The sequence below is a fragment of the Brenneria sp. L4-2C genome (assembly GCF_040240335.1).
Classification (GTDB): domain Bacteria; phylum Pseudomonadota; class Gammaproteobacteria; order Enterobacterales; family Enterobacteriaceae; genus Brenneria.
Genome location: NZ_JBEIAC010000011.1, coordinates 20,086 through 46,236 on the forward strand (window position 1 = coordinate 20,086; position 26,151 = coordinate 46,236).

22 protein-coding genes are annotated in these 26,151 nt (G+C 56.3%); 10 read left to right on the forward strand and 12 right to left on the reverse strand.

Annotated elements, in window-relative coordinates; all coding sequences use genetic code 11:
- Positions 1-172: 172 nt before the first annotated feature.
- The 3 genes from ABRZ26_RS15910 to ABRZ26_RS15920 all read left to right on the forward strand — a co-directional run bounded on the left by ABRZ26_RS15910 (position 173) and on the right by ABRZ26_RS15920 (position 2,780).
- Positions 173-481 (forward strand): beta/alpha barrel domain-containing protein, encoded by a 309-nt coding sequence (locus ABRZ26_RS15910; RefSeq protein WP_413556271.1) that lies wholly within the window; start codon positions 173-175, stop codon positions 479-481.
- A gap of 191 nt (positions 482-672) precedes the next feature.
- On the forward strand, positions 673-1,425 hold the full coding sequence (locus tag ABRZ26_RS15915; RefSeq protein ID WP_319605133.1) for a response regulator transcription factor: 753 nt from the start codon (positions 673-675) through the stop codon (positions 1,423-1,425).
- Positions 1,422-2,780 carry an ATP-binding protein gene (locus ABRZ26_RS15920; RefSeq protein WP_319605134.1) on the forward strand — a complete coding sequence of 453 codons (1,359 nt, stop codon included), beginning with the start codon at positions 1,422-1,424 and terminating at the stop codon, positions 2,778-2,780. Before ABRZ26_RS15915 ends, ABRZ26_RS15920 begins: the two co-directional genes overlap by 4 nt.
- Here the strand turns inward: ABRZ26_RS15920 and ABRZ26_RS15925 are convergent.
- The 12 genes from ABRZ26_RS15925 to msrP form a co-directional block, all read right to left on the reverse strand.
- Positions 2,777-4,741 carry a TonB-dependent receptor domain-containing protein gene (locus tag ABRZ26_RS15925; RefSeq protein WP_319605135.1) on the reverse strand — a complete coding sequence of 655 codons (1,965 nt, stop codon included), beginning with the start codon at positions 4,739-4,741 and terminating at the stop codon, positions 2,777-2,779. The two genes, ABRZ26_RS15920 and ABRZ26_RS15925, sit on opposite strands and share 4 nt — an antisense overlap.
- A gap of 213 nt (positions 4,742-4,954) precedes the next feature.
- The gene (gene fis, locus ABRZ26_RS15930; protein WP_005975342.1) at positions 4,955-5,251 is read right to left on the reverse strand and encodes a DNA-binding transcriptional regulator Fis; all 297 of its coding nucleotides are present in this window, start codon (positions 5,249-5,251) and stop codon (positions 4,955-4,957) included.
- Between the two features lie 23 nt (positions 5,252-5,274).
- Entirely contained in the window at positions 5,275-6,240 is a 966-nt protein-coding gene (gene dusB, locus ABRZ26_RS15935; protein WP_319605136.1) for a tRNA dihydrouridine synthase DusB, read from the reverse strand.
- 378 nt (positions 6,241-6,618) lie between these two features.
- Positions 6,619-7,359: a carbonic anhydrase gene (locus tag ABRZ26_RS15940; protein WP_319605137.1), complete on the reverse strand. Its 741-nt coding sequence runs from the start codon at positions 7,357-7,359 to the stop codon at positions 6,619-6,621.
- Between the two features lie 232 nt (positions 7,360-7,591).
- Positions 7,592-8,473 (reverse strand): 50S ribosomal protein L11 methyltransferase, encoded by an 882-nt coding sequence (prmA, locus tag ABRZ26_RS15945; RefSeq protein WP_319605138.1) that lies wholly within the window; start codon positions 8,471-8,473, stop codon positions 7,592-7,594.
- Positions 8,474-8,490: 17 nt separating this feature from the next.
- Positions 8,491-9,942 carry a sodium/pantothenate symporter gene (gene panF / locus ABRZ26_RS15950; RefSeq protein WP_319605139.1) on the reverse strand — a complete coding sequence of 484 codons (1,452 nt, stop codon included), beginning with the start codon at positions 9,940-9,942 and terminating at the stop codon, positions 8,491-8,493.
- A complete protein-coding gene (locus tag ABRZ26_RS15955; protein WP_319605140.1) occupies positions 9,932-10,174 on the reverse strand; it encodes a YhdT family protein in 243 nt (80 codons plus the stop codon). Before ABRZ26_RS15955 ends, panF begins: the two co-directional genes overlap by 11 nt.
- Before the next feature lie 151 nt (positions 10,175-10,325).
- Positions 10,326-11,669, reverse strand: coding sequence for an acetyl-CoA carboxylase biotin carboxylase subunit (gene accC, locus ABRZ26_RS15960; RefSeq protein ID WP_319605141.1), 1,344 nt, complete (start codon positions 11,667-11,669; stop codon positions 10,326-10,328).
- An 11-nt stretch (positions 11,670-11,680) separates the two neighbouring features.
- A complete protein-coding gene (gene accB, locus ABRZ26_RS15965) occupies positions 11,681-12,151 on the reverse strand; it encodes an acetyl-CoA carboxylase biotin carboxyl carrier protein (protein ID WP_319605142.1) in 471 nt (156 codons plus the stop codon).
- A 24-nt stretch (positions 12,152-12,175) separates the two neighbouring features.
- Positions 12,176-12,628, reverse strand: coding sequence for a type II 3-dehydroquinate dehydratase (gene aroQ / locus ABRZ26_RS15970; RefSeq protein ID WP_319605143.1), 453 nt, complete (start codon positions 12,626-12,628; stop codon positions 12,176-12,178).
- A 231-nt stretch (positions 12,629-12,859) separates the two neighbouring features.
- On the reverse strand, positions 12,860-13,459 hold the full coding sequence (msrQ, locus tag ABRZ26_RS15975; protein WP_319605144.1) for a protein-methionine-sulfoxide reductase heme-binding subunit MsrQ: 600 nt from the start codon (positions 13,457-13,459) through the stop codon (positions 12,860-12,862).
- Between the two features lie 32 nt (positions 13,460-13,491).
- The gene (gene msrP, locus ABRZ26_RS15980; protein ID WP_319605145.1) at positions 13,492-14,493 is read right to left on the reverse strand and encodes a protein-methionine-sulfoxide reductase catalytic subunit MsrP; all 1,002 of its coding nucleotides are present in this window, start codon (positions 14,491-14,493) and stop codon (positions 13,492-13,494) included.
- A gap of 364 nt (positions 14,494-14,857) precedes the next feature.
- Between msrP and csrD the strand changes: the two genes are divergently transcribed.
- The 7 genes from csrD to yhdP all read left to right on the forward strand — a co-directional run bounded on the left by csrD (position 14,858) and on the right by yhdP (position 26,100).
- The gene (gene csrD / locus ABRZ26_RS15985) at positions 14,858-16,795 is read left to right on the forward strand and encodes an RNase E specificity factor CsrD (RefSeq protein ID WP_319605146.1); all 1,938 of its coding nucleotides are present in this window, start codon (positions 14,858-14,860) and stop codon (positions 16,793-16,795) included.
- A 318-nt stretch (positions 16,796-17,113) separates the two neighbouring features.
- Positions 17,114-18,157 carry a rod shape-determining protein MreB gene (mreB, locus tag ABRZ26_RS15990; RefSeq protein WP_009114770.1) on the forward strand — a complete coding sequence of 348 codons (1,044 nt, stop codon included), beginning with the start codon at positions 17,114-17,116 and terminating at the stop codon, positions 18,155-18,157.
- A 372-nt stretch (positions 18,158-18,529) separates the two neighbouring features.
- Entirely contained in the window at positions 18,530-19,507 is a 978-nt protein-coding gene (gene mreC / locus ABRZ26_RS15995; protein ID WP_319605147.1) for a rod shape-determining protein MreC, read from the forward strand.
- A complete protein-coding gene (gene mreD / locus ABRZ26_RS16000) occupies positions 19,504-19,992 on the forward strand; it encodes a rod shape-determining protein MreD (protein ID WP_319605148.1) in 489 nt (162 codons plus the stop codon). The genes mreC and mreD overlap by 4 nt, the downstream gene beginning before the upstream one ends.
- An 8-nt stretch (positions 19,993-20,000) precedes the next feature.
- The gene (locus ABRZ26_RS16005) at positions 20,001-20,594 is read left to right on the forward strand and encodes a Maf family protein (protein WP_319605149.1); all 594 of its coding nucleotides are present in this window, start codon (positions 20,001-20,003) and stop codon (positions 20,592-20,594) included.
- The gene (gene rng / locus ABRZ26_RS16010; protein WP_319605150.1) at positions 20,584-22,053 is read left to right on the forward strand and encodes a ribonuclease G; all 1,470 of its coding nucleotides are present in this window, start codon (positions 20,584-20,586) and stop codon (positions 22,051-22,053) included. The genes ABRZ26_RS16005 and rng overlap by 11 nt, the downstream gene beginning before the upstream one ends.
- A 222-nt stretch (positions 22,054-22,275) precedes the next feature.
- Entirely contained in the window at positions 22,276-26,100 is a 3,825-nt protein-coding gene (gene yhdP / locus ABRZ26_RS16015) for an AsmA2 domain-containing protein YhdP (protein ID WP_319605151.1), read from the forward strand.
- Positions 26,101-26,151: the final 51 nt, after the last annotated feature.

Here is a 26,151-nt window from a genome sequence, read left to right on the forward strand (position 1 = left end):
CTGGTTGGTGCCGCAGGACGCTAAACCGCGTGTTGTTTGTTTTCGTACTATCAAAATATATCCAAATGTGTTTTTTAAATTTTAAATTGATCACATTTTGAAAGTTATTTCGTTCATTGTGAAATATAAGTGAGAAATGATTGTTGAACGCATTGCGTGGAGGAAGAGAGCAATGAAGATTTATCTCGATACGGCGGATATCACCGTCGTTGAACGACTGGCGCGTATCTTGCCGCTGGCCGGCATCACGACGAACCCGAGCCATCGGGTAAACCGCTGCATGAACCGTTGCCGGCGTTGCATCAGGTTCTGGAGGGAAAAGGGGAGGGTGATCGCCCATCGGGCAGAGGATATGGTTAAAGAGGCCTTGCTGATGCGGCAACACGTTGGCGATTTGATTATCAACGTTCCCGCTACCGCAGCGGCGCTGGCGGCGATAGAAAAATTTGATGCTGACTGGCAGAGGATTTTGCCGGTATGAGGTTATAATCTGGTGAAACTTTCAAAATAAAAGAAAATCCCGGCCTGATGGTGCGGCGCACAGCATGGCGATAATGAAAAATATAATCAAATGAGATATGTTCTTTTTTACCGGCAACGATTGTTTTGGGGCGGCGCGATATGCTTGCGCGGCCGTTTTCCCCAGATTCAAACAGTATGGCAGGGAGATTTATGAACGCCGCCGAGACGGTTGCTACTCCGCGAGTGCTGGTGGTGGACGACCATCGCAAGATCCGCGAGCCTTTGGCTGTTTACCTGCGCCGCTATGGGTTTGATGTGCGCACCGCCGAGCATGCGGCGGCGATGTGGCTGATTTTAAAACAGCAGCCGTTCGATATCGTCATCCTGGACGTGATGCTTCCCGACGGGGATGGCATGGAACTGTGCCGCCAGCTGCACCGGCGTTTTAATATGCCGGTCATTCTTCTGACGGCGCGTGACGCCATGGACGACCGTGTCCGGGGATTGGACCTGGGGGCGGATGACTATGTCGTCAAGCCGTTTGAACCTCGTGAACTGGTGGCGCGCATCCATAGCGTTCTGCGTCGTCTGGGGGCGGGTCGCGCGGCCGACGCGGTGCAACGCGATGACAAAGCGCTGCTCAAGTACTGTTTCGCCGGTTTGCAGTTTATGCCGGCGACGGGCGTACTCAGCGACGTCAACGGCGTCGGCGTGCAATTGAGTACGATGGAAGGACGCCTGCTGTGGGCCTTTCTGCAATATCCCAATGCGGTGTTGAGTCGCGACCGGCTGATCGACCTGTGCGTTCGCCCCGGCAACGATGTATTCGATCGGGCAATCGATCGGCAGGTCAGTCGCCTGCGCAGTAAGCTCGCGCATTTCCTGCACGATAGCGAATTGTTGATTACCGTCTGGGGCAGTGGCTACCTGCTGGCGTCCGACGTGAGCGTACACCCGCGATGAGCTGGCTGCCCAGGCGTATGGCCAACCAGTTGGCGCTGCTGCTGGTGGCGGCGTTGGCGGCGTCGAATCTTATCGCCATGGCTTACGTCCAGCTGACGGGGGTTTTGCTCCACCCGGTGTCGCGCACTCTCGCGCTGGAGCGCTTAACCATCGCCTATCAGGCCGCTCACCGCTTATCGCCCTCCGACGCCGACCAACTGCTGGTTTCCATGAACGCCAATGACGCCCGTTTCTGGATGGACGCTCACCCCGAAATTACGCCTTTCGACATGCGGGAAGAGGAGCGCCGGTTGATGGCGGATCTGAGCTCGCGGCTGCCTGCGGCGGCGGACATGAGTATTGTCATGCAGCTTGAACGTACCGACGGCGGACTGGCGCGCGGCCACTTTTTCAGCCCGATTCGTTGGGATCCGCTGCGGCTTCGCACCAGCATCCGGTTGCCTGACGGGCGCTACCTCAATGGGGTGCAACATCCGCTTCAGGCATACGAATGGAGCCGTTTACTCTCCTATTCGCTGCCCGTGACCAGCGTACCGGTATTGTTGATTGTCGTATTTTTCATGCGGCGGGTGGTGCATCCCGTCAAGGCGTTGGCCGCGGCGACCGAACGGGTTAGTCGGGGGGAGCGGATGGCGCCGTTGCCTTTGTCCGGCCCCCTGGAAGCGCGCGAGCTGACCCAGGCATTCAACGTGATGCAGGAACGGATTGCTCGTCACATCGAGGGACGTACCCGCATGCTTGCCGCCGTCAGCCACGATCTCAATACGCCCATCACCGAACTGCGTTTGCAGGTGGAGTTGCTGGAGGCCGGCCCAACCCGCGACGACATGCTGGAAAGCCTGAACGAATTGAGCGCCATGGCGCGCGAAACCCTTAAATTCGTGCGCGGTGACGCCATGCAGGAGCAAACGAGCAGTCTGGCGCTCACCGCCATGCTTGACGAGTTGGTCCGGCGATATCGCACCATGGGACGGCGGGTGCAATGGACGGGCGCCGAACCGATTGAGATCCGCTGTCGTCCTCTGGCGCTCAAGCGCGCGCTGACTAATCTGATCGATAATGCGTTGATCCATGCGGGCGACGCCACGCTTAGTCTGCAGCGCGGGCCTGAGGGCGTGTGTATTGAAGTGCGCGATCACGGCCCGGGGATTGCGCCTTCCGCCCTTGAGCAGGCTTTCGAACCTTTTGTGCAACTGAACCCGTCCCCGGCGCACGACGGTGCGGGGATCGGCGCCGGGATGGGATTAGGGCTGTCCATCGCCCGCGCCTGTATTCATGCGCACGGCGGCGAGCTGATCCTGGAGAATCGCCCGCCCGCCGGGTTGTGCGCCGTCGTGCGGTTGCCGCTCGGCTAGAAAGCGATGGTGGTGCCGAACCAGAACGTGCGGCCGTAATTGACCGTACCGTAAGTTTCGTTGTCCAGACGCTTGTCGTTCAGGTTGTAAATCGCCGCGTTGAGCGCCACGGCGCGGGTCAGCTGATAAGAGCCGCCGATGTCCGCCGTGGTGTAAGCCGGCGACGGTTCATTATTGATGGTATTCCCGAACTCTTTACCGTAGTAGTTCACCGCCGCCCAGGCCTGAGCCCGATCGGAAATATCCCAGTCAGCCCGCAGGTTGGCCTTGTTCTTGGGAGTCAGGGCCAGAGGGGCGCCGGCGTTCGTACCGCTTCTCTGCTCCGAGTCGGTATAGGTAAAGTTGCCTTTCAGCGCCAGCGAGGGGACGATCTGCCAGCGTCCGTTAAGCTCCACGCCTCTGATCACCGCCTTGTCGATGTTGATGCGATCCATGATGATGTAACCGTTCCAACGTTCGTCAGTGGTCAGCGTCGAGAGCTTATCCTTGAAGTCGTTGTAGAAAACCGTGGCGCCGGCCGAGAGATCGTCGCGGTTGGACCACAATGCCGATAGCTCATAGTTGGTGCTGCTCTCAGGTTTGAGGTTCGAATTGCCGAACATAACGTAGGTGTTGCGTCGCAGCACGGCGTAGTCATCGACGACGGCCCGCAGTTCGGGAGCCTTGAAGCCCCGGGCGACGCCGCCTTTGACGGTCCATTCATCGTTCAGATGCCACACCCCGTAAAGGCGGGGATTGAAATGACTGCCGTATTGCTCATGGTGGTCGAGACGAAGGCCGGAGGTAAGCGCGAAACTGTCGGTGATGCGCCATTCATCCTCGGCGAACAGGGCTTTTTGCACCACCTCGAATGTGTAGTTTTTCCGATCGCCGAGGCCCTGGTTCCAGTCTTTGAGCGAACTCTGGTTCCATTGCACGCCGACGCTGGTGATGTGGTAATCGGTCGGGGCGACCAGTTTGGCGTCGAACACAGTGTTCCTGATTTCCGGTTTGCGGCCCAGCACGTCCGTCTGGCTGGCGCTGGCGACGCCCTGACGGCTGGTTTTCTCCTGCGACAGCGCAACGGTCGATGTGGCCCAGCTCCAGCGTCCTTCGTGGGACACCGACCAGTGATCGCGGTTGTTTTCCTGTTCTCTGGTGGCCCAGTTGCGGCTGACGCCGTCGCCGTTCTTCAGACGCGTGGCGCCCGCTTCCAGCAGTATGTCGTGATTCGCCGTGGGGGTGAACGCCAGGCGCGCGGTCAGATCTTTATGGTCGGCTTGGGTAAAGCCATTGGTGGTTTGCACATCATCGTCGCCCTGGCGATTAAGATAGCGCCCCCACACCTGCAAGCCCAGCACGTCCTGGGCGAGAGGGCCGCTGAGGTAAAACTGGGTCTGGTTCGCGTTGCCCTGATCGCTGTGCTGACGGGCTGAATAATCATAAGAAACCGAACCGCCCCATTGGCGGGAGACTTTGCGCGTAATCACATTGATCACGCCGCCGATGGCGTCCGAGCCGTAGAGTGAAGACATGGGGCCGCGGATCACTTCGATACGTTCGATGGCGGCGGCGGGCGGTACGAAGCTTTGCTCATACCCGGCGTTGCCGTTGACGCGGGAGTCGCGCCCGCTCTGGCGTTTTCCGTCCACCAACAGCAACGTGTAATCGCCGGGCATGCCGCGGATGGAAATATCGGTTTCATTGGCGCCGCCGTTGACCACCACGCCTTCCACATCACGCACCGCATCGCCCAGATTCTGCATGGATCGCTTGCGCAGATCTTCGCCTTTGATCACCGTGATTGAGGCGGGAGCGTCCTCCTGGTTCTGTTCATAACCGGCGGCGGTGACCACCAGCGTTTCCGGTTCCGTTGCGGCGTTCAGGTCGCCAGTGTGTTCTTCGGCATAGGCGGCGACAGGGCAGAACAAAGCCAGTTTAACGATAACGGCCAGCGACCGTTGGTGAAAGCGGGGTTGCATAATGGGAAATGTCTCTTGAAATATATACGGAATGCAAATCATACGCATCCGCATTATTAAAGGTTGGACAAGGTGTGACAGACGGAACTGGATTGGCGGGAATGGGTAGACGGAAAGAACGGGGATCGATTGGGGCGGCCGAGCGCGCGGTAAATAAAAAACGCCTGCCGTTGCCGACAAGCGTCTTTCAAATCAACTAAATACCAGCGTGAATCAGTTCATGCCGTATTTTTTCAGTTTCTTACGCAGAGTACCGCGGTTGATACCCATCATCAGTGCGGCGCGGGTTTGGTTGCCGCGGGTGTATTGCATCACCATGTCTAACAGGGGTTGTTCAACTTCAGCCAATACCAGCTCATACAGGTCACTCACGTCCTGACCATTCAATTGGGCAAAATAGTTCTTCAGTGCCTGTTTAACCGAGTCGCGCAGGGGTTTTTGGGTTACCTGTGCCTGAGAGTTTACGGTGGAAACGGTCAGTACGTCAGAATTCACGCGTTGTTCGAACATAGTTCTGTCAGCTCTTTTTCTGTTTACGCAAGATTTTCAAAATATGCCTCCAACGCCTCCAGCTGCTCGCCGGCATCCTCAATGGCGTTGAATGTGCGCCTAAACTGGTCGTTTGGGGCGTTCTCCCGGAGATACCAGGATACGTGCTTACGAGCAATACGGAATCCCTTGCCTGGACCATAAAAGTCGTGCAATTCCCGTATATGCTTGATCAGCAAGCGCTTGACCTCTGCCAACGGCATAGGCGGCAGCAACTCCCCTGTGTCCAGATAATGCTGGATTTCCCGAAAGATCCAGGGTCTTCCCTGAGCGGCTCGTCCTATCATCAGGGCATCCGCCCCGGTGTAATCAAGAACCGCTCTGGCTTTATGCGGGTCAGTAATGTCGCCATTCGCAATAATGGGAATGGAAACGGCCTGCTTAACTGTCCGAATACTGTCGTATTCCGCCGAGCCATTGAACAGGCACGCTCGCGTGCGTCCGTGAATGGTCAGAGCCTGAATACCACAATCTTCAGCCAATCTGGCAATCTCTACACAGTTACGGTGCTCCGGCGCCCAGCCGGTACGGATTTTTAGCGTTACCGGTACGTCTACCGCTTTCACTACCGCCGAGAGGATCTGTTTGACCAAATCCGGATACTGCAATAACGCAGATCCTGCCATCTTGCGGTTCACCTTCTTTGCCGGACATCCCATATTGATGTCGATGATCTGCGCGCCGAAATCCGTATTGACTCTCGCCGCGACAGCCATTTCATCCGGATCACTGCCGGCTATCTGCACGGCCCTGATACCGGGTTCATCGCTATGTACCATGCGCAAACGCGACTTATCCGAACGCCAGACTTCCGGATTGGAAATCAGCATTTCGGACACGGCCATTCCAGCGCCCATCGAATGGCAAAGTGCTCTGAATGGGCGATCGCTAATGCCTGCCATCGGCGCGGCTATCAGGCGATTTGTTAGCTGAAATTGTCCAATGCGCATAGACAAAGAGTGACCATACTGTGTCTGCAAGGGCGCGTATATTACGCATTTTTTACGTGATATGAAAGGCCAAACTTTGACCAATTTGCCGAAGACGATCAAAGAAAATGTGTTTCATTCTTCCAGATGAAAATATTATCTATATTTAACAATAGGTTTTATCTATTTGTGAGTTTTTTTTGTGCAGGAAAATATTCCTGGCGCATCGCAATTTATCTGTAATTTGCGCTGATTTAAGCAGGAGTAACGATGATATTCAGTATTCGCAGGGGATTGCATTGTCAATAAACAAACAACAGCGATAAATTTTTGCACCATAACGCAGCAAGCGCAGGGCTTCCGGTGTGAATCGGCCGGAGCCCAGGCGAAGCGGTAAGATTAATTAACGATAACGCGGCCGTTTAGCGGCTGCACCGGGCGATTATTGGCATGATGCATGGCCGCGGCGAATTTGGCCGTCTGCGCCGCCGAAATCGTGGCCGGTTTATCCAGCACCAGCCAGCGAACGCCTTCTGAACAAGGCGGCGTGGTGAGCGAGCCGCTGAAACGGTAGTAGTTCAGCCGTTCCGCCGACGGGATCAGCGCGCCGATATTCAGCGGCGTGGTTAACAACGCTGAACTATTGAGCGTTAACGGCATCTGGCGCCAGGCATTTTCCAGTTCCTGATTGGCCTCGCCTTGTTCAAACATCAGCGCCATGACCGTCAATGCGCCCTGTTGGTCTTTGTAGACAAAATGGGCTTCCAGCGGAAAGGTTTTGCCGTCGATCTCGTTCTCGCTGGGGGCGTGGAAATGGAACTGCTGGAGAGTGAAAGTATCATTATCAATGGTTAGCGTATTGCCCGCGCTGACGTCCACCTGGATGGTATGGCCATTGTTGACGATATGCTGCGTCCCGGTCTGATAAGACAGTTTTAAGTCATCGTGGGCGGTTTTCAGCGCGCCGTGGATATCAATGGGAGACTGGTTCTTACCGTTGTCACACAGAGAAAAATCGGGCGAAAGCTTGCCCCAGTGCGCAGGCGACCCTTGTCCTTCATAGCTCCAGTGGGCGTGTTCCGATGCTTGCAGTGAAAAACAGGCGGTAAAAGCCAGGGCGGCCAGTAGTTTGTACTTCATTTTATGATCCATTTAAACGATATGATGATTCAACTCAACGGCTTGAGCGACCGATGATGTTTTACGAGGCTTGAGGATACACCTACATTTTAAATGGTTAAGGCGCTGATGAAAAAATCGGTCAGAAACGGATAATTCCGATCTTTAAAGGGGAGATGGCGGGACGTTTTCTCTGCCGCCGACGCAAGCCCTCCCACGGGCAGGGGAGGGAGAGCACGGCGGGGTTGCTGCCTTACTTACGGATACCGGTAATCCGGCACCATTCCTCTTTTTCCGCGATCGGATCAAGCTGGAATTTGTCCTGATAGGCTTGCGCGACGCTGGCCGCCTGCGTGGCCAGCACGCCTGACAGGCCAAGATGTCCGCCGGATTTCGGCAGTACGCTGATTAACGGCGCCAGTTCGCGCAGCGGGCCGGCCAGAATATTGGCGACCACCACGTCGGCGCTGAGGTTGTCCGGCTGATCTTGCGGCAGGTAAAGCTCCAGACGGTCGGAAACGCCGTTTCTCTGCGCGTTGTCGCGGCTGGCCTGGATCGCCTGCGGGTCGATGTCGATGCCGATAGCGCGGGCGGCGCCCAGTTTTAACGCGGCGATAGCCAGGATGCCGGAGCCGCAGCCGAAGTCGATGATGGTTTTTCCCTGTAAGTCCAGCCCATCTAACCATTGCAGACACAGCGCGGTGGTGGGGTGGGTGCCGGTGCCGAAGGCCAGACCCGGATCGAGCATCACATTCACCGCCGTCGGATCGGGGATGTCGCGCCAGCTCGGGCAGATCCACAGCCGCTCGCCAAAGCGCATCGGGTGGAAGTTATCCATCCATTCGCGCTCCCAGTCCTTATCTTCCAACTGTTCGATTTTATGCTGGAATCCGACGCCCAGCAGGGGTTCCCGCTCCAGCGCCGCAATGACGTCCGCCATCTCGGTTTCCGCGTCATATAAGCCGATGACATCGGTATCGCCCCACAGGCGGGTTTCGCCGGGCAACGGTTCGAAGACGGGCGTATCGTGCGTATCCTGGAAGGTTACGGACACGGCGCCGCTCTCGACCAGTGCGTCACCCAGTTGTTCGGCATTGCTGCCGGAGGTGTTTATTTTCAGTTGAATCCACGGCATAGCAGTCTCTATTACATTTAAAGTGAATGGGGAGCGGTAACCGGTTCTGGTACGCGATGTCCGAACCGGTTGCCGATAATAAACGCCAGCAGGCTTAACGTCAGCGCCGGCACGATAGGATGAAAGCCCGCCAGATGCAGATTAAAGCTGGCCAGCGCCGTATAACAGCCCGCGCCGCTGAGCATCGCGCATAATGCGCCCGTGGCGTTGGCGCGCTCCCAATACAGCCCAAGCACCAGCGGCCAGAGGAATACGGCTTCCAGTCCGCCGAAGGCCAGCAGGTTTAGCCAGATAATCATCTCTGGCGGCCGCCAGGAGGCGATAAGCACCAATAAGCCCAGCAATAGGGTGGTCATGCTGGAAAGGCGCTTGATATGCCTTTCATTGCGAATTTGCTGCGGGCGAACGCTGAGATAAAGATCTTTTATTATGGTGGCGGAAGCCTGAAGCAGATGGGCGTTGATATTGGACATGATCGCCGCCATCGGCGCGGCGAGGAATATCCCGGCCACCAGCGGCGGCAGAACGGAGACCATCAGCGCCGGCAATACCTGATCCGGAATGGTCAGATCGGGCATAATCGCCCTACCCAGCGCGCCGGACAGATGCATGCCCAGCATCAGGATGCCGATCACGATGGTGCCGATAATAATACCGCGATGCAGCGCCTGACTGTTGCGATAGGAGATGCAGCGCACGGCGGTGTTCGGCAGGCCGATGACCCCGAAACAGACCAGCACCCAGAACGAGGTCATAAACGGCATCGACAGGATCTGATTGCTGCCCTGCGGCGTGACCAGCGCCGGGTCGATGGCGTGGAGTTTATCCACCGCGCTGTGCAGACCGCCGGCGGCGTGAACCACGCCCACTAATAAGATGATCGTCCCCAGCAGCATCACGATGCCCTGCATGGCATCGTTCAATACGCTGGCGCGGAAACCGCCGAATGCGGTATACAGCGCAATGGTGACGCCGAAAATAAGCAGGCCGATATCGTAGGGAATATTGGCCGCGGTCTCCAGCAGACGCGCGCCGCCAATGAACTGTACCGCCATGGCGCCGATAAAGGCGACCAGCAGACTAATGCTGGCGAACCAGACCAGCAGCCGGCTGCCGTAGCGGGCGTACAGCATATCGTTGAGCGTGATGGCGTTATAACGTCTGGCGAGAATCGCGAATTTTTTGCCCAGAATACCCAGCGACAGCAGCATGGTGGGCAACTGGATCATGGAAAGCAACACCCAGCCCAGGCCGTACTTGTAAGCCGCGCCGGGGCCGCCGATAAACGAACTGGCGCTCACATAGGTGCCGATAAGGGTCATCGCCAGCACGAAGCCGCCCATGGAGCGGCCGCCGAGAAAATACTCATTCAGAAAGTTGCCGGCCTGCCGACGACGGTAGGCGTAGACCGACAGCCCGAACACCAACAGCAGATAGCCCAGCAGCGGCAGCAGCACTTCACTTTGCATCGTCATTCTCCAGTGAGATATCGTGGAAGATGAAGCGAACCATCAGCCAGCACAGCAGAGTGAAGACCAGAGGCAGCAGCAGGCAGGCCATTTCAAACCAGTGAGGAAGCCCGGTAATGCCCTGAGCGTTGTCAGGCAGATAAGCAGTAAGAATCCAGGCAACCAGATAAGCCAGCGTCAGGCCCATCGCCCAGCGGGCTTCCCGGTGAGCCTGAAGAAAACGAATGTCCATTTTTCCCCCATAGTCAGGCCGGCGTCATAGCGAAACCGGCAAATTTTACTCTGTGTCGTCGGGTCGCCCTGCCTGAACTGATAAAAAAGCAAAAAGGCCGGTTTTCACCGGCCTTTTACGATCATAACGGCAGGGACCGCAGTCGTGGTATTTACTGTAACCCGAGTTTTTTCTCCAGATAGTGGATATTGGTTCCACCTTTCTGGAAGTTCTCGTCGTCCATGATCTTCATCTGAAGTTCGACGTTGGTTTTGATGCCGTCGATGATCAGCTCCGCCAGCGCATTTTTCATGCGCGCGATCGCCACTTCACGGGTTTCGCCGTAAGTGATCAATTTCCCGATCATGGAATCATAATACGGCGGAACGGTGTAGCCGGCGTAGATATGGGATTCCCAACGCACGCCGAAGCCGCCCGGCGCGTGGAAACGGGTGATTTTACCCGGGCTCGGCAGGAAGGTATTCGGGTCTTCGGCGTTGATGCGACATTCCACCGCATGGCCGCGAACGTGAACGTCTTCCTGCTTGATGGACAACGGCTGACCGTCGGCAATGCGCAATTGCTCCTTGATCAGATCCACGCCGGTAATCATTTCGGTCACCGGGTGTTCCACCTGAATACGGGTATTCATTTCAATAAAGTAGAACTCGCCGTTTTCGTACAGGAATTCGAACGTACCGGCGCCGCGATAGTTGATATCGATACAGGCTTTCGCGCAGCGTTCGCCGATAAACTTACGCTGTTCGCTGGTGATGCCGGGCGCGGGCGCTTCTTCCACCACTTTCTGGTGACGGCGTTGCATGGAGCAGTCGCGTTCAGCCAGATAAATGGCGCCGCCCTGACCGTCGGCCAATACCTGAATTTCCACGTGACGCGGATTTTCCAGGTATTTTTCCATATAAACCATGTCGTTATTGAAAGCCGCTTTGGCTTCCGCACGGGTCATGTTGATGGACTGTTCCAGCTCTTTATCGCCGCGCACCACGCGCATGCCGCGACCGCCGCCGCCGCCGGAGGCTTTGATGATCACCGGGTAGCCGATACGTTTGGCAAAGGCGCGGTTTTTATCCATGTCGCCGTCCAGCGGGCCGTCGGAACCCGGCACGCAGGGGACGCCGGCCTTTTTCATGGCGTTGATGGCGGAAACCTTATCGCCCATCAGGCGGATGGTTTCGGCGCGCGGACCAATGAAGGTAAAGCCGGAGCGCTCGACCTGTTCGGCAAAATCGGCATTTTCCGACAGGAAGCCATAGCCGGGGTGAATCGCGGCGGAACCGGTGATTTCCGCGGCGGAGATAATCGCCGGGATATTCAGGTAGCTTTTGGTGGACGGCGCCGGACCGATACACACGGTTTCATCCGCCAGCAATACGTGTTTCAGATCGCGATCCGCGCTGGAGTGAACGGCGACGGTTTTGATGCCCAGCTCTTTACAGGCACGCAAAATACGCAGCGCAATCTCCCCGCGGTTGGCGATAACGATTTTATCTAGCATGGTAAGCCCCGTTATTCGATGACAACCAGCGGCTCGTCAAATTCAACCGGTTGACCATTGTCGAGCAGAATCGCTTTGACGACGCCAGCTTTGTCAGCTTCGATTTGGTTCATCATTTTCATGGCTTCAACGATGCACAGCGTGTCGCCGACATTAACCTGCTGACCCACTTCAATAAACGCTTTTGCATCCGGGCTCGGGGTACGATAGAAAGTACCAACCATTGGAGAACGAACGATGTGACCACTGATGGCCGCCGGCGCCGCTGCGGTTTCCGCGACGGCGGGCGCAGGCGCGACAGCGGCGGACAAGGCCGGCTGTTGCTGCATCATCGGCGCATAGGCCTGTTGCATCACAGGGTAGCTTGGCGTTGCCGGGGCACGACTGATACGTACTGATTCTTCACCTTCAGAAATTTCCAGTTCGGCGATGCCGGATTCTTCAACCAGTTCGATCAGTTTTTTGATTTTACGAATATCCATTGATGTGGTTCCGTACTCTTTTGTTTAATTGGAGGTAGACAGGCGTGTTACCGCTGTCTGTAAAGCATAGTTATAACCATCTGCGCCAAGGCCGCAAATCACCCCTACCGCGACATCAGACAGGTAAGAATGATGGCGGAAAGGTTCTCGTGCATGCACGTTGGACAAATGAATTTCGATAAACGGGATTGCGACCGCCAGTAAGGCGTCGCGCAGCGCGACGCTGGTATGGGTAAATGCCGCCGGATTAATTAAAATAAAATCCGTATTTCCCCTGGCCTGATGAATTCTATCGATCAGCACATGCTCCGCATTGGATTGCAGATGAGAGAACCGCACCCCCAGCGACTGCGCCTGTGTTTCCAGATTGCTAACAATCTCCGCCAGCGTTGTCTTACCGTATTTATCCGGCTCACGGGCGCCCAGCAGATTCAGGTTAGGGCCATTCAAGAGCAAAATGTGAAACTTTCCGGCCATTGTGCTGCGATCTCCCGCGATTAACCCAGATTGCAAAACAGTGTCGCACAAAATAGCGCGAAGCTATTCGTTTGTCACCTTTCACGATGCAAATTGTCCGGTGGTGCGAAACAAAGTCGAGCATTATAACCATTTCGTCGCAATTAGCAGCCAATTACTGGTCTTATCTGCGGAGATATTCAACCGGCGATCGGTCGGGGCCGGTGTTTGCCGACTCCGCGAGTCGGCGGCTTATCGCCGCCACTGACGGAATTTTCTATAACGTAACAGCAACAAGAGCAGCGCCAGCAGCGCATAGAGAATAGGCTGGGGTGAGAGCGTTTTGACTGACCAAAGATAGTGGATTGGCGCAAGGATTGCGACCAGATAGACCAGGTTATGCAGTTTTTGCCAACGGGATCCCAACTTGCGCATCATCGCCTGAGTCGATGTCAGCGCCAGCGCCAGCAGAATCAGCCAAGCGATCATTCCCAGCGTTAAATACGGGCGGGAAAGCAGCGCTTCTCCCAATAAGGCCAGATGGTTCAATCCCAGTTCCAGCAGCGCGTAGCTCGCCAGATGCAAAGTCGCCCAGGCAAAACACCATAGCCCGAGCAGGCGGCGACAGCGAATCAGCAGCGGTTGTTTGCCGTAGCGGGCCAGCGGGGCGATCAGCAGCGAGCCCAGCAGCAGTTTCAGCGCCATGCGGCCGGTAAAGTGCTGAATATCTTTTGCCGGATCGGCGCTGAACCAGCCCTGGTCGACGGCCAGTATCAACCATAACAGCGGTAAAAATGCCGCCAGATGAAGAATGATTTTCAGCCATGTCAGGCGTTGAAGCGTCAGTCGCATACAGCAGTTATCCTGGAAATCAGCGCGGTTAATCAGAAATTTTTCCGTAGGTCCAGGCCACGATACAGCGAAGCCACCCGATCGGCGTAACCATTGAACAACTGGGTCGGCTGCCGTTGCACATGCAAAATACCGCCGGACCCGATGACTCGCTCCGTCGCCTGCGACCAGCGGGGATGATCTACCTGCGGGTTTACATTGGCGTAAAAACCATATTCATCGGGCGCCGCCAGATTCCAGGTCGACGGCGGGCGTTCGCGGGTAAAGCGGATTTTGACAATGGATTTGATGTTCTTAAAACCGTATTTCCACGGCGTGACCAACCTGATCGGCGCGCCGTTTTGCGGCGGCAGCGTTTTTCCGTACACGCCGACGGCCAGCAGCGAAAGGGAATTCATCGCCTCATCAAGCCGGAGTCCTTCAACATAGGGATAGTCAAGGCCGCCGCCTATAAAGCGGTCTTTCTGGCCCGGCATCTGCTCCGGATCGTAGAGCGTCTGAAAGGCGATATAGCGGGCATGGCCGGTCGGCTCGGCAAACTTAATCAGTTTCGCCAGTTCGAACCCGACCCAGGGGACGACCATCGACCAGGCTTCCACGCAGCGTAAACGATAGATTCTCTCTTCCAGCGGGAAACGCTTAAGCAGGTCGTCGATATCCAGTGTGATGGGTTTGGCGACTTCTCCCTCGATCTGAATTTGCCAGCCCGCGGTTTTCAACCCGCCGGCGTTGGCGGCCGGATCGGCCTTATCCAAGCCGAACTCATAAAAATTGTTGTAGCCGGTGACTTTATCCTCCGGCGTAAGCGGCGCGTCCAGCCGCCAGTCCTCCGGCCGGGCGAAGGATAATGGCCTGCCCGGCGGGGCTTTGGGACGATCGCCGCTTTTAAACCAGGCGAGCAAATCCGCCTGCGCCGACAGCGGCAACGTCAGGGACGCGGCGGTGACGCCCAGCGCTTTTAACACGCGGCGACGTTGGTGGAAAATGGCTTCCGGCGTGACATCCGCCTCCGTCAGCTTGCGATTTTTCTGCATAGATATTTTGCCTGTTGGGTAAATAAAGGTTCTTCAGTTAATTTATAGATGAGTTAAAGGGGAAACCGCGAGCGGACAAAGGAATAGTTTTTTGCAGAGTGTTACAGGTTCATCCGTAGCGCCGCAACGCGCCCGGCGGCCCGCGCTCCGTGTCGGCGAGATTGATCCGCATCGAGTTCACGGATTTGGGTCGCAGTGAGAGCATTCCCCTATTCGGAAACCAGATCCTGCATGTATGATCGGTCGGGTCAGGATTAAAAGGCGCGTCACTGTCTGGCGACTCTATTTAGAGCCGGCGGCATACGGGCTGATAAAAAAACAATAAATCTTCAGCAACAACATTTATCAGGGGTAGAACGCAGGGATGGGATTTACGACCAGATTCACCATACGTATGACGCTGCTGGCGGTATTAACCGTCGTCTTAATGCTTTTCAGCAGCGTTTTCAGTCTCTTCTATTATAGCCAGCAACGATCGACTCAACAGTTGAGCGAGATTGCGGCCAGCATCGATCAGGCGCTGTTGGTGCAATCGCCCGAAAACATTCAGTACTGGCTGCCGGCGATGATGAAAACCGCGGGCATTGTCGCGTTGGAGATCCGCAATGCCGACGCCGTGCTGTATTCGGTACGGTTGCCGGAAGCGGATGATAAGCGCGTCTATGTGTACCACGATACCCGACTCCCGCTGATGCATCATTTGGATATGGAGATCGACGCCATCTATCCCGATCCCTTGATTGGGGTGTCGCACTTCCTTTTGTCAACGCTGTCGGTGTCATTGGCGATCTGTTTGTTGGCGCTGATGCTGTATTTGGCCATTCGCTGGTTGCGTCGCGAAGCCGCCGGACAGGAGGAGCTGGAGGCGCGAGCCAGGCTTATTCTGAACGGCGAACGCGAATCCGTGATGCATGGCTCCGCGCGCGAATGGCCGGTGAACGCCAGCGGCGCCATCGACCAACTGCTGGCCGATTTGATTGAGGCGCGGGAGGAGCGCAGCCGGGTCGATACCCTGATTCGGGCTTTTGCGGCGCAGGATGCGGAAACCGGTCTGAATAACCGTCTGTTTTTTGATAACCAACTGACGACGCAGTTGGAGGATATTGAAAACGTCGGCACCCACGGCGTGGTGATGATGATTCGTCTGCCGGACTTTGAAACCTTGCAGGAAACGCACGGCTACGGCGGCGAAATTCAGGAATACAGCTTCACCATGGTGAATTTGCTCTCGACGTTTGTGATGCGCTATCCGTCCGCGCTGTTGGCGCGTTATTTCAACAGCGATTTTACGGTGTTATTACCGCATTGCACGCTGAAGGAAGCGGATAATATTGCGGCGCAGCTGGTAAAAGCCATTGATATTTTACCGGCCATGCCGTTGATCGATCGTGAGGATATGCTTCATATCGGCATTTGCGCCTACCGCAGCGGGCAAAGTCCCGAACAGGTGATGGAAAGCGTGGAGGACGCCACGCGCAACGCGGTGCTGCAAGGGGGCAACGGCTGGTGCGTATTTGACCGACAGGTGCCGGATAAAGGCCGCGGCAGCGTGAAATGGCGTACGCTGCTGGAACAAACGTTGGCCCGCGGCGGTCCGCGACTGTATCAAAAACCGGCGGTGACCCGGGAAGGGGTGGTGCATCATCGTGAAATGATGAGCCGTATCTATGACGGTACGCAAGAGTTGCTGGCCGCGGAGTTTATGCCGCTGGTGCGGCAACTGGGTCTGACGGCCACCTACGATCGGCAACTGGTCTCCCGCAGCATCGCGTTGTCGGCCAGTTGGCCCGGCGAAACGTTGGCCATTCAGGTGAGTGTGGACTCACTTCTGCAAAAGACGTTCCTGAGCTGGCTACAGGAAGCCTTGATGCAATGTCCGAAAAAACAACGACAATGCATTTTATTTGAACTTGCAGAGGCAGACGTCTGTCAATATATCGGCCGTTTGCGCCCGGCGCTGAATCTTATTCTGGCCTTTGGCTGTCGTCTGGCGGTCAATCAGGCGGGATTAACGCTGGTGAGTACCACCTATATTAAGTCGTTACAGATGGAAATGATTAAGCTGCACCCCGGCCTGGTGCGCAGTCTGGAACGACGGCCGGAAAATCAGTTATTTGTACAAAGTCTGACGGAAGCCTGTAAAGGTACGCGGACCAAAGTTTTCGCCGCCGGCGTACGCACGAAAGCGGAATGGCGGACGTTACTGGATAAGGGCGTTTACGGCGGTCAGGGCGATTTTTTTGCCGCTTCGCTGCCGGTAAGCGATGAGCTGAAAAAATATTCACCGCACTATCGTGTTTAGTGTAAAAGTCCGGCTCGAATTGACGTAGAATGAGTCGTCCGTTGATTTAGTTAGTGTGTGCTCACATTAACGGCAATCCGGTTAAATGTCAGATTTTATGTCCTGTGTTAGTGCTATTCCGCGAGGTGGAAAGTGGTAATCTGCCTTGCTATTTAGAGAAGAGGCGTTCCAGATGGTATTCCTTTCTAAAACCGATGTGCGCGACACAGACTTTTTTCACCGAAGCAGAGCGTTGTCTTGCCTTGTCGCTGCTTTGTGTGGTTGGTAAAGTAGGCGAATTTATTTTTCGCCCCCAGCTTGCAGGATTATCCTTTAGTTATGTTTAAGAAATTTCGTGGCATGTTTTCCAACGACTTGTCCATCGACCTGGGTACCGCCAATACCCTGATTTATGTTAAAGGGCAGGGCATCGTACTGAATGAACCCTCGGTGGTCGCGATTCGCCAGGACCGCGCCGGTTCGCCGAAAAGCGTCGCCGCCGTCGGCCATGACGCCAAACAAATGCTGGGCCGTACGCCGGGCAATATCGCCGCGATTCGCCCGATGAAGGACGGCGTTATCGCCGACTTCTTTGTGACGGAAAAAATGTTGCAGCACTTCATCAAACAGGTACATAGCAATAGCTTTATGCGCCCAAGCCCGCGCGTGCTGGTCTGTGTGCCGGTGGGCGCCACGCAGGTCGAGCGTCGCGCGATCCGCGAGTCTGCCCAGGGGGCCGGCGCGCGTGAAGTGTTCCTGATTGAAGAACCGATGGCCGCCGCGATTGGCGCGGGTCTGCCGGTATCGGAAGCGACCGGCTCGATGGTGGTGGATATCGGCGGGGGGACTACCGAAGTCGCCGTGATTTCACTGAACGGCGTGGTGTACTCCTCCTCCGTGCGTATCGGCGGCGACCGCTTTGATGAAGCGATTATCAATTATGTCCGCCGTAATTACGGCTCGCTGATCGGCGAAGCGACGGCGGAGCGCATCAAGCATGAAATCGGCTCGGCATATCCGGGCGACGAAGTGCTGGAAATCGAAGTGCGCGGGCGTAATCTGGCGGAAGGCGTGCCGCGCGGCTTTAATCTGAACTCCAACGAGATTCTGGAAGCGTTGCAGGAGCCGTTGACGGGCATCGTCAGCGCGGTGATGGTGGCGCTGGAACAATGTCCGCCGGAGCTGGCGTCCGATATTTCCGAACGCGGTATGGTTTTAACCGGCGGCGGCGCGCTGTTGCGCAACCTGGACCGTTTGCTGATGGAAGAAACGGGCATTCCCGTGGTGGTGGCGGAAGATCCGTTAACCTGCGTGGCCCGTGGCGGTGGTAAAGCGTTGGAAATGATCGACATGCATGGCGGCGACTTATTCAGCGAAGAATAATCCGGCCGCGGAAAGGGGGCGCCGTATGGATGAATGCGTACATTTTTCATCCCGCTCGGCAGCCCCCTTTTTTATGGCGGGCCAACGCGGTGCGTTGTTGAAAATCGCTCCAGGCGATTTTTTACTCGTCTCATCCGTGAGACTCGCCCTGCGGGCCAACGCGGTGCGTTGTTGAAAATCGCTCCAGGCGATTTTTTACTCGTCTCATCCATGAGACTCGCCCTGCGGGCCAACGCGGTGCGTTGTTGAAAATCGCTCCAGGCGATTTTTTACTCGTCTCATCCATGAGACTCGCCCTGCGGGCCAACGCGGTGCGTTGTTGAAAATCGCTCCAGGCGATTTTTTATTGTTGTCGAGGAATACGCAAATTTTATGAAGCCGATTTTTAGCAGGGGACCTTCCCTGCAACTACGACTTTTCCTTGCCGTCGTTACCGCGATTTGTGTGATCATTGCTGACAGTCGGCTTGGCGCGTTCGTTCACATCAGAACCTACATGGATACCGCCGTCAGTCCTTTCTATTTTCTGGCCAACGGCCCGCGCCAGGTGCTGGATAATCTGTCTGAATCGCTGACCACTCGGGAGCAGCTGGCGTTGGAAAATACCGCGTTGCGTCAGGAGTTGCTGATGAAAAACAGCGATTTACTGTTGCTGGGTCAACTCAAACAAGAAAATGCCCGCTTACGTGAGCTGCTGGGTTCGCCGCTGCGTCAGGATGAGCAAAAAATCGTGACTCAGGTGCTTTCCGCCGGCACCGATCCCTATAGCGATCAGATGGTCATCGATAAAGGTCGGGTGAATGGCGTGTATGAAGGCCAGCCGGTGATCAGCGATAAGGGCGTGGTGGGCCAGGTGGTGGCCGTCGGGCAGTTCACCAGCCGGATTTTGCTGATTTGCGATGTTTCCCATGCGCTGCCCATTCAGGTACTGCGCAACGATATCCGCGTGATTGCCGCCGGCAACGGCTGTACTGACGACCTGCAATTGGAGCACCTGCCTAACAATACCGATATTCGCGTCGGCGACGTGCTGGTGACTTCCGGGCTGGGCGGGCGCTTCCCTGAAGGCTATCCTGTCGCGGTGGTTTCGTCGGTGAAAATCGATACCCAACGGGCTTATACCGTGATTCAGGCGCGTCCGACCGCCGGTTTGCAGCGGCTGCGCTATTTGCTGCTGCTGTGGGGCGTGGAAAAAAATGCGGGCGCCGCGCTGCCGCCGTCTGAGGTTCACCGGGTCGCGAATGAACGACTGATGCAGATGATGCCTCAGGTCTTACCTTCTCCGGATGAGATGGGGCCGCCGCCGCCGGCTGCCGATCCTGCCGTTACGCCGCCGGGAGTACGCCAATGAATCGCTACCGACGCCACGGCAATTGGATTATCTGGCTTTCTTTCCTCATCGCGATGCTGTTGCAGATTATGCCGTGGCCCGAGCAGATCTATATCTATCGCCCTTCATGGCTGACGCTGTTCCTGATTTATTGGGTGATGGCGTTGCCGCATCGGGTTAATGTGGGAACCGGATTCGTGCTCGGCATCATTATGGATCTGATTTTAGGCTCGACCCTGGGCGTCCGGGCGTTGGCTTTGAGCATCGTCGCTTATCTGGTTTCATTTAAATTCCAGCTGTTCCGGAATATGGCATTATGGCAGCAGGCATTGATCGTCATGCTGCTTTCGTTGTTGATGGATTTGATTGTGTTCTGGGCCGAATTTCTGGTGGCTAATATCGCCTTTCACCCGGAAACGTTCTGGAATAGCGTGGTCGACGGCGTGCTCTGGCCGTGGCTGTTCCTGCTAATGCGCAAAATCCGCCGTCAGTTTACCGTGCAATAAGGCTGCTCATGACTCAACTTTATCTGGCATCCGCTTCTCCCCGTCGACGCGAATTGTTGACGCTGCTCGACATTCCTTTCTCGCACCTGAGCGTGGCGGTGGAAGAGCGGCGAGCGCCAAATGAAGCGGCGGAGAGTTATGTTCGCCGGCTGGCGCATGAAAAAGCGGCGGCGGGCGTCGCGGTCGCGCCGTTGGATTTGCCGGTGCTGGGCGCCGACACTATTGTGGTATTGAACGGACAAGTACTGGAAAAACCACGGAACGAGGCTCATGCTGAACAGATGCTGACCCAGCTTTCCGGCCAGCGGCACCAGGTGATGACCGCCGTGGCGCTGGCCGATAAACACGATATTTTAAGCAGTCTGGTTGTTACTGATGTCGTCTTTCGCACACTTTCCCGCCGGGATATCGCCCATTATATCGCCAGCGGCGAGCCGATGGATAAAGCCGGGGCTTATGGCATTCAGGGCAAAGGCGGATGCTTTGTTAAGTCAATCAAGGGAAGTTACCACGCGGTGGTAGGATTGCCGCTGGTGGAAACTGAAGAATTGTTCAGTAATTTTGCTGCGCTGCGGATTGCAAGAGGAAAACATGACTGCTGAGTTACTGGTAAACGTCACGCCATCAGAGACGCGGGTCGCTTATATTGATGGCGGCATTTTGCAGGAAATCCATATTGAGCGCGAAGCCAAACGCGGCATCGTCGGTAATATCTATAAAGGCCGGGTGAGCCGGGTATTGCCGGGAATGCAGGCGGCCTTTGTGGATATCGGGCTGGATAAAGCCGCCTTCCTGCACGCGTCCGATATTATGCCGCATACGGAATGCGTGGCCGGCGACGAACAGAAAAACTTTCATGTGCGCGATATCGCCGAGCTGGTTCGCCAGGGACAGGATCTGATGGTGCAGGTGGTTAAAGATCCGCTGGGTACCAAAGGCGCCCGGCTGACGACGGATATCACCTTGCCGTCGCGCTATCTGGTTTTTATGCCCGGCGCCTCGCACGTCGGCGTTTCGCAGCGCATTGAGAGCGAAGTCGAGCGCGAGCGTTTGAAAAAAACGGTCGCGGATTATTGCGACGAGCACGGCGGTTTTATTATCCGCACTGCCGCCGAAGGGATCGGCGAGGAGGAACTAGCCCAGGATGCCGCGTTTTTAAAGCGGCTGTGGGGCAAGGTCATGGAGCGAAAAAAACGCAATCAGACCAAATATAAACTGTATGGCGAAGTGGCGCTGGCGCAGCGTGTGCTGCGTGATTTCGCCGGCGAGGCGCTGGATCGCATCCGCGTGGATTCCAAACTGACGTACGACTCGCTGCTGGAGTTTACCGCCGAATACATCCCGGAAATGACCAACAAGCTGGAACACTACGCCGGTAGACAGCCCATCTTCGATCTGTTTGATGTGGAAAATGAAATCCAGCGGGCGCTGGACAGAAAGGTTGAGTTGAAATCAGGCGGTTATCTGATTATCGATCAAACCGAGGCCATGACCACCATTGATATCAATACCGGGGCGTTCGTCGGCCACCGCAATCTGGACGAAACCATTTTCAACACCAATATCGAAGCGACGCAGGCGATAGCGCGTCAGTTGCGCTTGAGAAACCTCGGCGGCATTATCATCATTGATTTCATTGATATGAACAACGAAGACCACCGCCGCCGCGTGCTGCATTCTCTGGAACAGGCGCTAAGTAAAGATCGGGTAAAAACCAGTATTAATGGTTTCTCTCAACTAGGATTAGTGGAGATGACGCGTAAGCGAACCCGTGAGAGTATAGAGCACGTATTATGTAACGAATGCCCCACTTGCCACGGGCGCGGCACGGTGAAAACCGTGGAAAGCGTGTGTTACGAGATTATGCGTGAGATTGTTCGCGTTCATCATGCTTATGATACCGATCGCTTCCTGGTGTATGCATCGCCGTCGGTGGGCGAAGCGCTGAAAAGCGAAGAGTCGCACGCGCTGGCCGAGGTGGAAATTTTCGTGGGCAAACAGGTCAAAGTGCAGATTGAACCTCTGTATAGTCAGGAACAGTTCGACGTTGTCATGATGTAAACCAACTGGCGATGCATGTCGGCCCCGGCGCGCTTTTCCGAACGCGCGCGGGCAGCATAACTCCCCCTTATGATATTAAGCCCGGAGTTAGGGAAAACACGGCGATAAGCTTCCCGTCGGGACGCCTTGCGCCGTCGCCGTTCCCAGTATCCCGATCGTTGGAGATCGGCCTTATGAAAGCGGCTTTCGCTCGTCGTCGGTGACGAAAACAAGGAGAAATACGTGAGGCGACTGCCCGGAATATTATTCGCAACGGGCGCCACTCTTATCGTGATTGTTGCGCTGTTAGTCAGCGGCTTAAGATTGGTGCTGCCACAGCTCGATCGCTTCCGGCCACAGCTGGCGGCATGGGTTCAGTCCGTCACCGGGGCGCCGCTGGAGATCGGCTCGATCAAAGGCCGCTGGGCGTCTTTCGGCCCCTCGCTGGAAATTGAAAAGCTGCAAACCACCCTGCCTGAGTCCGATTGGCGGGTTGAGCGGATTACGCTGGCGCTGGATGTCTGGCAATCTTTACTGCATGGGCGCTGGCAGTTCCGCGATCTGACCTTCTATCAACTGCGGCTTAATCTCAACACTACGCTGACCGGGCAAAGCCGGGATGGCGATCTGATGCCGTCCGGCCGGTTGAACGACCTGTTCCTGCGTCAATTTGACCATTTCGATCTGCGCGACAGCCATATCTCGTTTCTTACGCCCTCCGGCTCTCGCGCTGAATTCAGCATTCCTCAATTAACCTGGCTGAACGCCGACCAGCGCCACCGGGCCGAAGGACTGATCAGCCTGTCGAGCTTTAACGGCCAGCATGGCGTGGTTCAGATGCGGATGGATCTGGATGATGCGCAGGGGCGGCTCAATAACGGCACTCTCTATTTACAGGCCGACAATATCGATATGAAGCCCTGGCTGAGTCGCTGGTTGCAGAATAACACCGGACTGGAAAGCGCGGATTTCAGCCTGGCGGCCTGGCTGAACGTGCGCGGGGGCGATATCCGGGGCGCGGACGTGTTTCTTAATCAGGGCGCCGCCAGCTGGCGCGAAGGCGAACAGACTCATCGCCTGAGCGTGAACGACATGGTGTTGCGCATTGGTCGTCAGGATAACGGCTGGCGGTTGGCCGTCCCCGCGCTGAATCTGGCGACCGATGACGTCGCCTGGCCGAAGGGCCAGCTCTCGGCACTCTGGCTGCCGAAGGGCGAAGATGCGCCGGGCGCGGACGACCAGGCAGAATTACGTATCCGGGCCAGCAACCTGGAACTGACGCGGCTGGGAAGCTTGCTGCCGCTGTTATCCACCACCACCCCGGCGCTGAAAGCGCATTGGGATGCCATGCGGCCCAAAGGCGCGCTCGATGCGCTGGCGCTGGATATTCCCCTGCATCAGACGGAAAAAAGCCGTTTTCAGGCGCGGTGGCGCGACGTGAGCTGGCAGGCGTGGCAGCATTTGCCGGGCGTGGAGCACTTTTCGGGGTCGGTACGCGGCAGCGCCGGGCGCGGACGTCTGCAACTGGCATTGGAAAACAGTCAACTGCCTAATAACGGTATGTTCCGCGCGCCGCTGGAAATCCGTCGGGCCGGCGGCGCCATTGACTGGCGTAACGATGGCGATGGCTGGGCGCTTTGGAGCCATGGGCTTGACGTGCAGGCCAAATCGCTATGGGTAAACGGTGATTTCCATTATCAGCAGCCTGCAACCGGCGAGCCAAGGCTGGATATTCTGGCCGGTCTGCGTTTGACGGACGCCGCGGACGCCTGGCGCTATTACCCGGAACCTTTTATGGGCAAGCGTCTGGTCGACTATCTGAGCGGCGCGTTAAAAAGCGGATCGGTGGATAACGGCACGCTGATTTTTGCGGGTAATCCACAGCATTTCCCTTACCTGCGCAATGAGGGGCAATTTGAAGTCTGGGCGCCGGTCAAAAATTCCACCTTTGAGTTTCAGCCGGGGTGGCCGGCGTTGACGCAGTTGGATATCAATCTCGATTTCGTCAATAACGGCTTATGGATGCTGGCGCCGCAGACCTCGTTGGGGAACGTGGATGGCAGAAACATCAGCGCGGCGATCCCTGATTATCACAAAGAACACTTGCTGGTCGACGGCGAGCTGGAAGGCGAGGGTAAGGACATCGGCGATTACTTCCAGCAGACGCCGCTGAAACCGTCGCTGGGGGCCGCACTTGAAGAACTGCAAATCGGCGGCGTGGTAAAAGGGTCGCTGCATCTGGATATTCCGCTGGCGGGGGGGCTGGTGCAGGCCGGCGGTAATGTCGCATTGAACGACAATAGCCTTTACATCAAACCGCTATCCAGCACGATAAAAAATCTGACCGGTCAATTCCGCTATGACAACGGCAATCTGCGCAGTGAAACGCTGCAAGGCAATTGGTTGAATCAGCCGATGACGGTGAATTTCACCACTGAGGAACAGGATAAAGCGTTTCTGGTTAATGTCGATCTTCAGGGCGCGTGGCAGCCTGCGCGTTTCCCCGGTCTGCCGAAGCTGGCGGCCGATAATCTCTCCGGCAGCGCGGATTGGAAAAGTACGGTGTCCGTGACGCTGCCTCATGGCGGCAAACCGACTTATCGCGTCGATCTGCTGGCCGCTCTCGATAAAGTAAGCAGTCACTTACCTGCGCCGTTGAGCAAATCCTCCGGCGAGAACCTCCCTTTGCAGGTGAAGGTTAAAGGGGATATGAACGGTTTTGATCTGCATGGCAGTCTGGGTAAAGACCATGCATTCAACAGTCAGTGGCTGCTGAAAGGCAATACGCTGGCGTTGGCGCGGGCCGCCTGGCGCAAAGGGGCGAAAACGCCGTCGTTGCCGGAAGCGTCGGCGTTGGTTCTCGATCTTCCCGCGCTGGACGGCGAACGCTGGCTTGGGTTATTGCCCGCCGCGCGTTCATCGATGAACAACGGCGCGGCAACCAGCCGCGTCGCTCTCCCCGCGGCGGTGACGTTGCGCACGCCGTCGCTGAATCTGCTGGGACAGCAATGGCACGATGTGTCGGCGAGTAGTGAAAGTCTCCTGAGTAACGGTAACCGGGTGCGGCTTAAGGGGCGTGAAGTCGACGCCACGTTGGATATCCCCGATCGCGGGATGTGGCGCAGCGATATTCATTATCTCTACTACAATCCGCAATGGAAAGGCGATGAGGCGACCAACCCTATCGCGCTGGCCGAGAACAAGTCGCCGCTGAATGAGAAAGGCATCAGCTTTGAGAATTGGCCTGCATTGCAGATAAATTGCCGTCAGTGTTGGTTCGTCGGGCAGAATTTCGGCCGGATTCAGGCAACGTTGCAGCCGGAAAAAGGGAAATTAACGCTCAGTGATGGCATCATTGATACCGGGAAAGCGCGCCTGACGGCGAATGGCAGCTGGCAGCAAAACGCCGAAGGCGTGCGCACCGCGCTAAAGGGGAGCGTATCGGGCGATAGCCTGATACAGAATGCCGAGTGGTTTGGCATTGATACGCCGCTGCGCGCCGGGTCTTTCCATGTCGATTACGATCTTTACTGGCGCGGTACGCCATGGGCGCCTGATATCGCCAGTCTGAGCGGCATACTGCATACCCGAATCGGCAAGGGCGAAATAGCCGATGCGGGTACGGGACAGGCCGGGCAACTGTTGCGTTTGGTCAGCTTTGATGCGTTGCTGCGCAAGCTTAAGTTTGATTTCAGTGATACCTTTGGTCATGGCTTTTACTTTGACTCCATTCGCAGCACGGCATGGATTAAGGACGGTATTTTGCGTACCGACGATATGCTGGTGGATGGGCTGGAAGCGGATATCGCCATGAAGGGGGACGTCGATTTGGCGAATCGCCAGATCAATATGGAGGCGGTGATCGCGCCGGAAATCTCCGCGACCGTGGGGGTGGCGACGGCGTTTGTCGTCAACCCGGTGGTGGGCGCCGCGGTGTTTGCCGCCAGTAAGGTGTTGGCGCCGTTATGGAATAAGATTTCGCTGATCCGCTATCAGATTTCCGGTAGCCTTGATCAGCCGAAGATTCAGGAAGTACTGCGTGAACCGAGTAACAATAAAGCTAAGTAGCGCCATGCCGGAGAGATAGCGGCAAACCTTATCCCCTTTTCCCTGATGGAA

Excerpts from the sequence above, each read along its gene's own strand:
- msrQ (WP_319605144.1), bottom strand. The coding sequence starts at position 13,459 with ATGCGACTGACGCTTCAACGCCTGACATGGCTGAAAATCATTCTTCAT.
- prmA (WP_319605138.1), bottom strand. The coding sequence starts at position 8,473 with ATGCCGTGGATTCAACTGAAAATAAACACCTCCGGCAGCAATGCCGAA.
- csrD (WP_319605146.1), top strand. The coding sequence starts at position 14,858 with ATGGGATTTACGACCAGATTCACCATACGTATGACGCTGCTGGCGGTA.
- mreB (WP_009114770.1), top strand. The coding sequence starts at position 17,114 with ATGTTTAAGAAATTTCGTGGCATGTTTTCCAACGACTTGTCCATCGAC.
- panF (WP_319605139.1), bottom strand. The coding sequence starts at position 9,942 with ATGCAAAGTGAAGTGCTGCTGCCGCTGCTGGGCTATCTGCTGTTGGTG.
- mreC (WP_319605147.1), top strand. The coding sequence starts at position 18,530 with ATGAAGCCGATTTTTAGCAGGGGACCTTCCCTGCAACTACGACTTTTC.
- ABRZ26_RS15925 (WP_319605135.1), bottom strand. The coding sequence starts at position 4,741 with ATGCAACCCCGCTTTCACCAACGGTCGCTGGCCGTTATCGTTAAACTG.
- mreD (WP_319605148.1), top strand. The coding sequence starts at position 19,504 with ATGAATCGCTACCGACGCCACGGCAATTGGATTATCTGGCTTTCTTTC.
- ABRZ26_RS15955 (WP_319605140.1), bottom strand. The coding sequence starts at position 10,174 with ATGGACATTCGTTTTCTTCAGGCTCACCGGGAAGCCCGCTGGGCGATG.
- ABRZ26_RS15910 (WP_413556271.1), top strand. The coding sequence starts at position 173 with ATGAAGATTTATCTCGATACGGCGGATATCACCGTCGTTGAACGACTG.
- dusB (WP_319605136.1), bottom strand. The coding sequence starts at position 6,240 with ATGCGCATTGGACAATTTCAGCTAACAAATCGCCTGATAGCCGCGCCG.
- accC (WP_319605141.1), bottom strand. The coding sequence starts at position 11,669 with ATGCTAGATAAAATCGTTATCGCCAACCGCGGGGAGATTGCGCTGCGT.
- ABRZ26_RS15920 (WP_319605134.1), top strand. The coding sequence starts at position 1,422 with ATGAGCTGGCTGCCCAGGCGTATGGCCAACCAGTTGGCGCTGCTGCTG.
- fis (WP_005975342.1), bottom strand. The coding sequence starts at position 5,251 with ATGTTCGAACAACGCGTGAATTCTGACGTACTGACCGTTTCCACCGTA.
- ABRZ26_RS15915 (WP_319605133.1), top strand. The coding sequence starts at position 673 with ATGAACGCCGCCGAGACGGTTGCTACTCCGCGAGTGCTGGTGGTGGAC.
- ABRZ26_RS15940 (WP_319605137.1), bottom strand. The coding sequence starts at position 7,359 with ATGAAGTACAAACTACTGGCCGCCCTGGCTTTTACCGCCTGTTTTTCA.
- ABRZ26_RS16005 (WP_319605149.1), top strand. The coding sequence starts at position 20,001 with ATGACTCAACTTTATCTGGCATCCGCTTCTCCCCGTCGACGCGAATTG.
- rng (WP_319605150.1), top strand. The coding sequence starts at position 20,584 with ATGACTGCTGAGTTACTGGTAAACGTCACGCCATCAGAGACGCGGGTC.
- aroQ (WP_319605143.1), bottom strand. The coding sequence starts at position 12,628 with ATGGCCGGAAAGTTTCACATTTTGCTCTTGAATGGCCCTAACCTGAAT.
- msrP (WP_319605145.1), bottom strand. The coding sequence starts at position 14,493 with ATGCAGAAAAATCGCAAGCTGACGGAGGCGGATGTCACGCCGGAAGCC.
- accB (WP_319605142.1), bottom strand. The coding sequence starts at position 12,151 with ATGGATATTCGTAAAATCAAAAAACTGATCGAACTGGTTGAAGAATCC.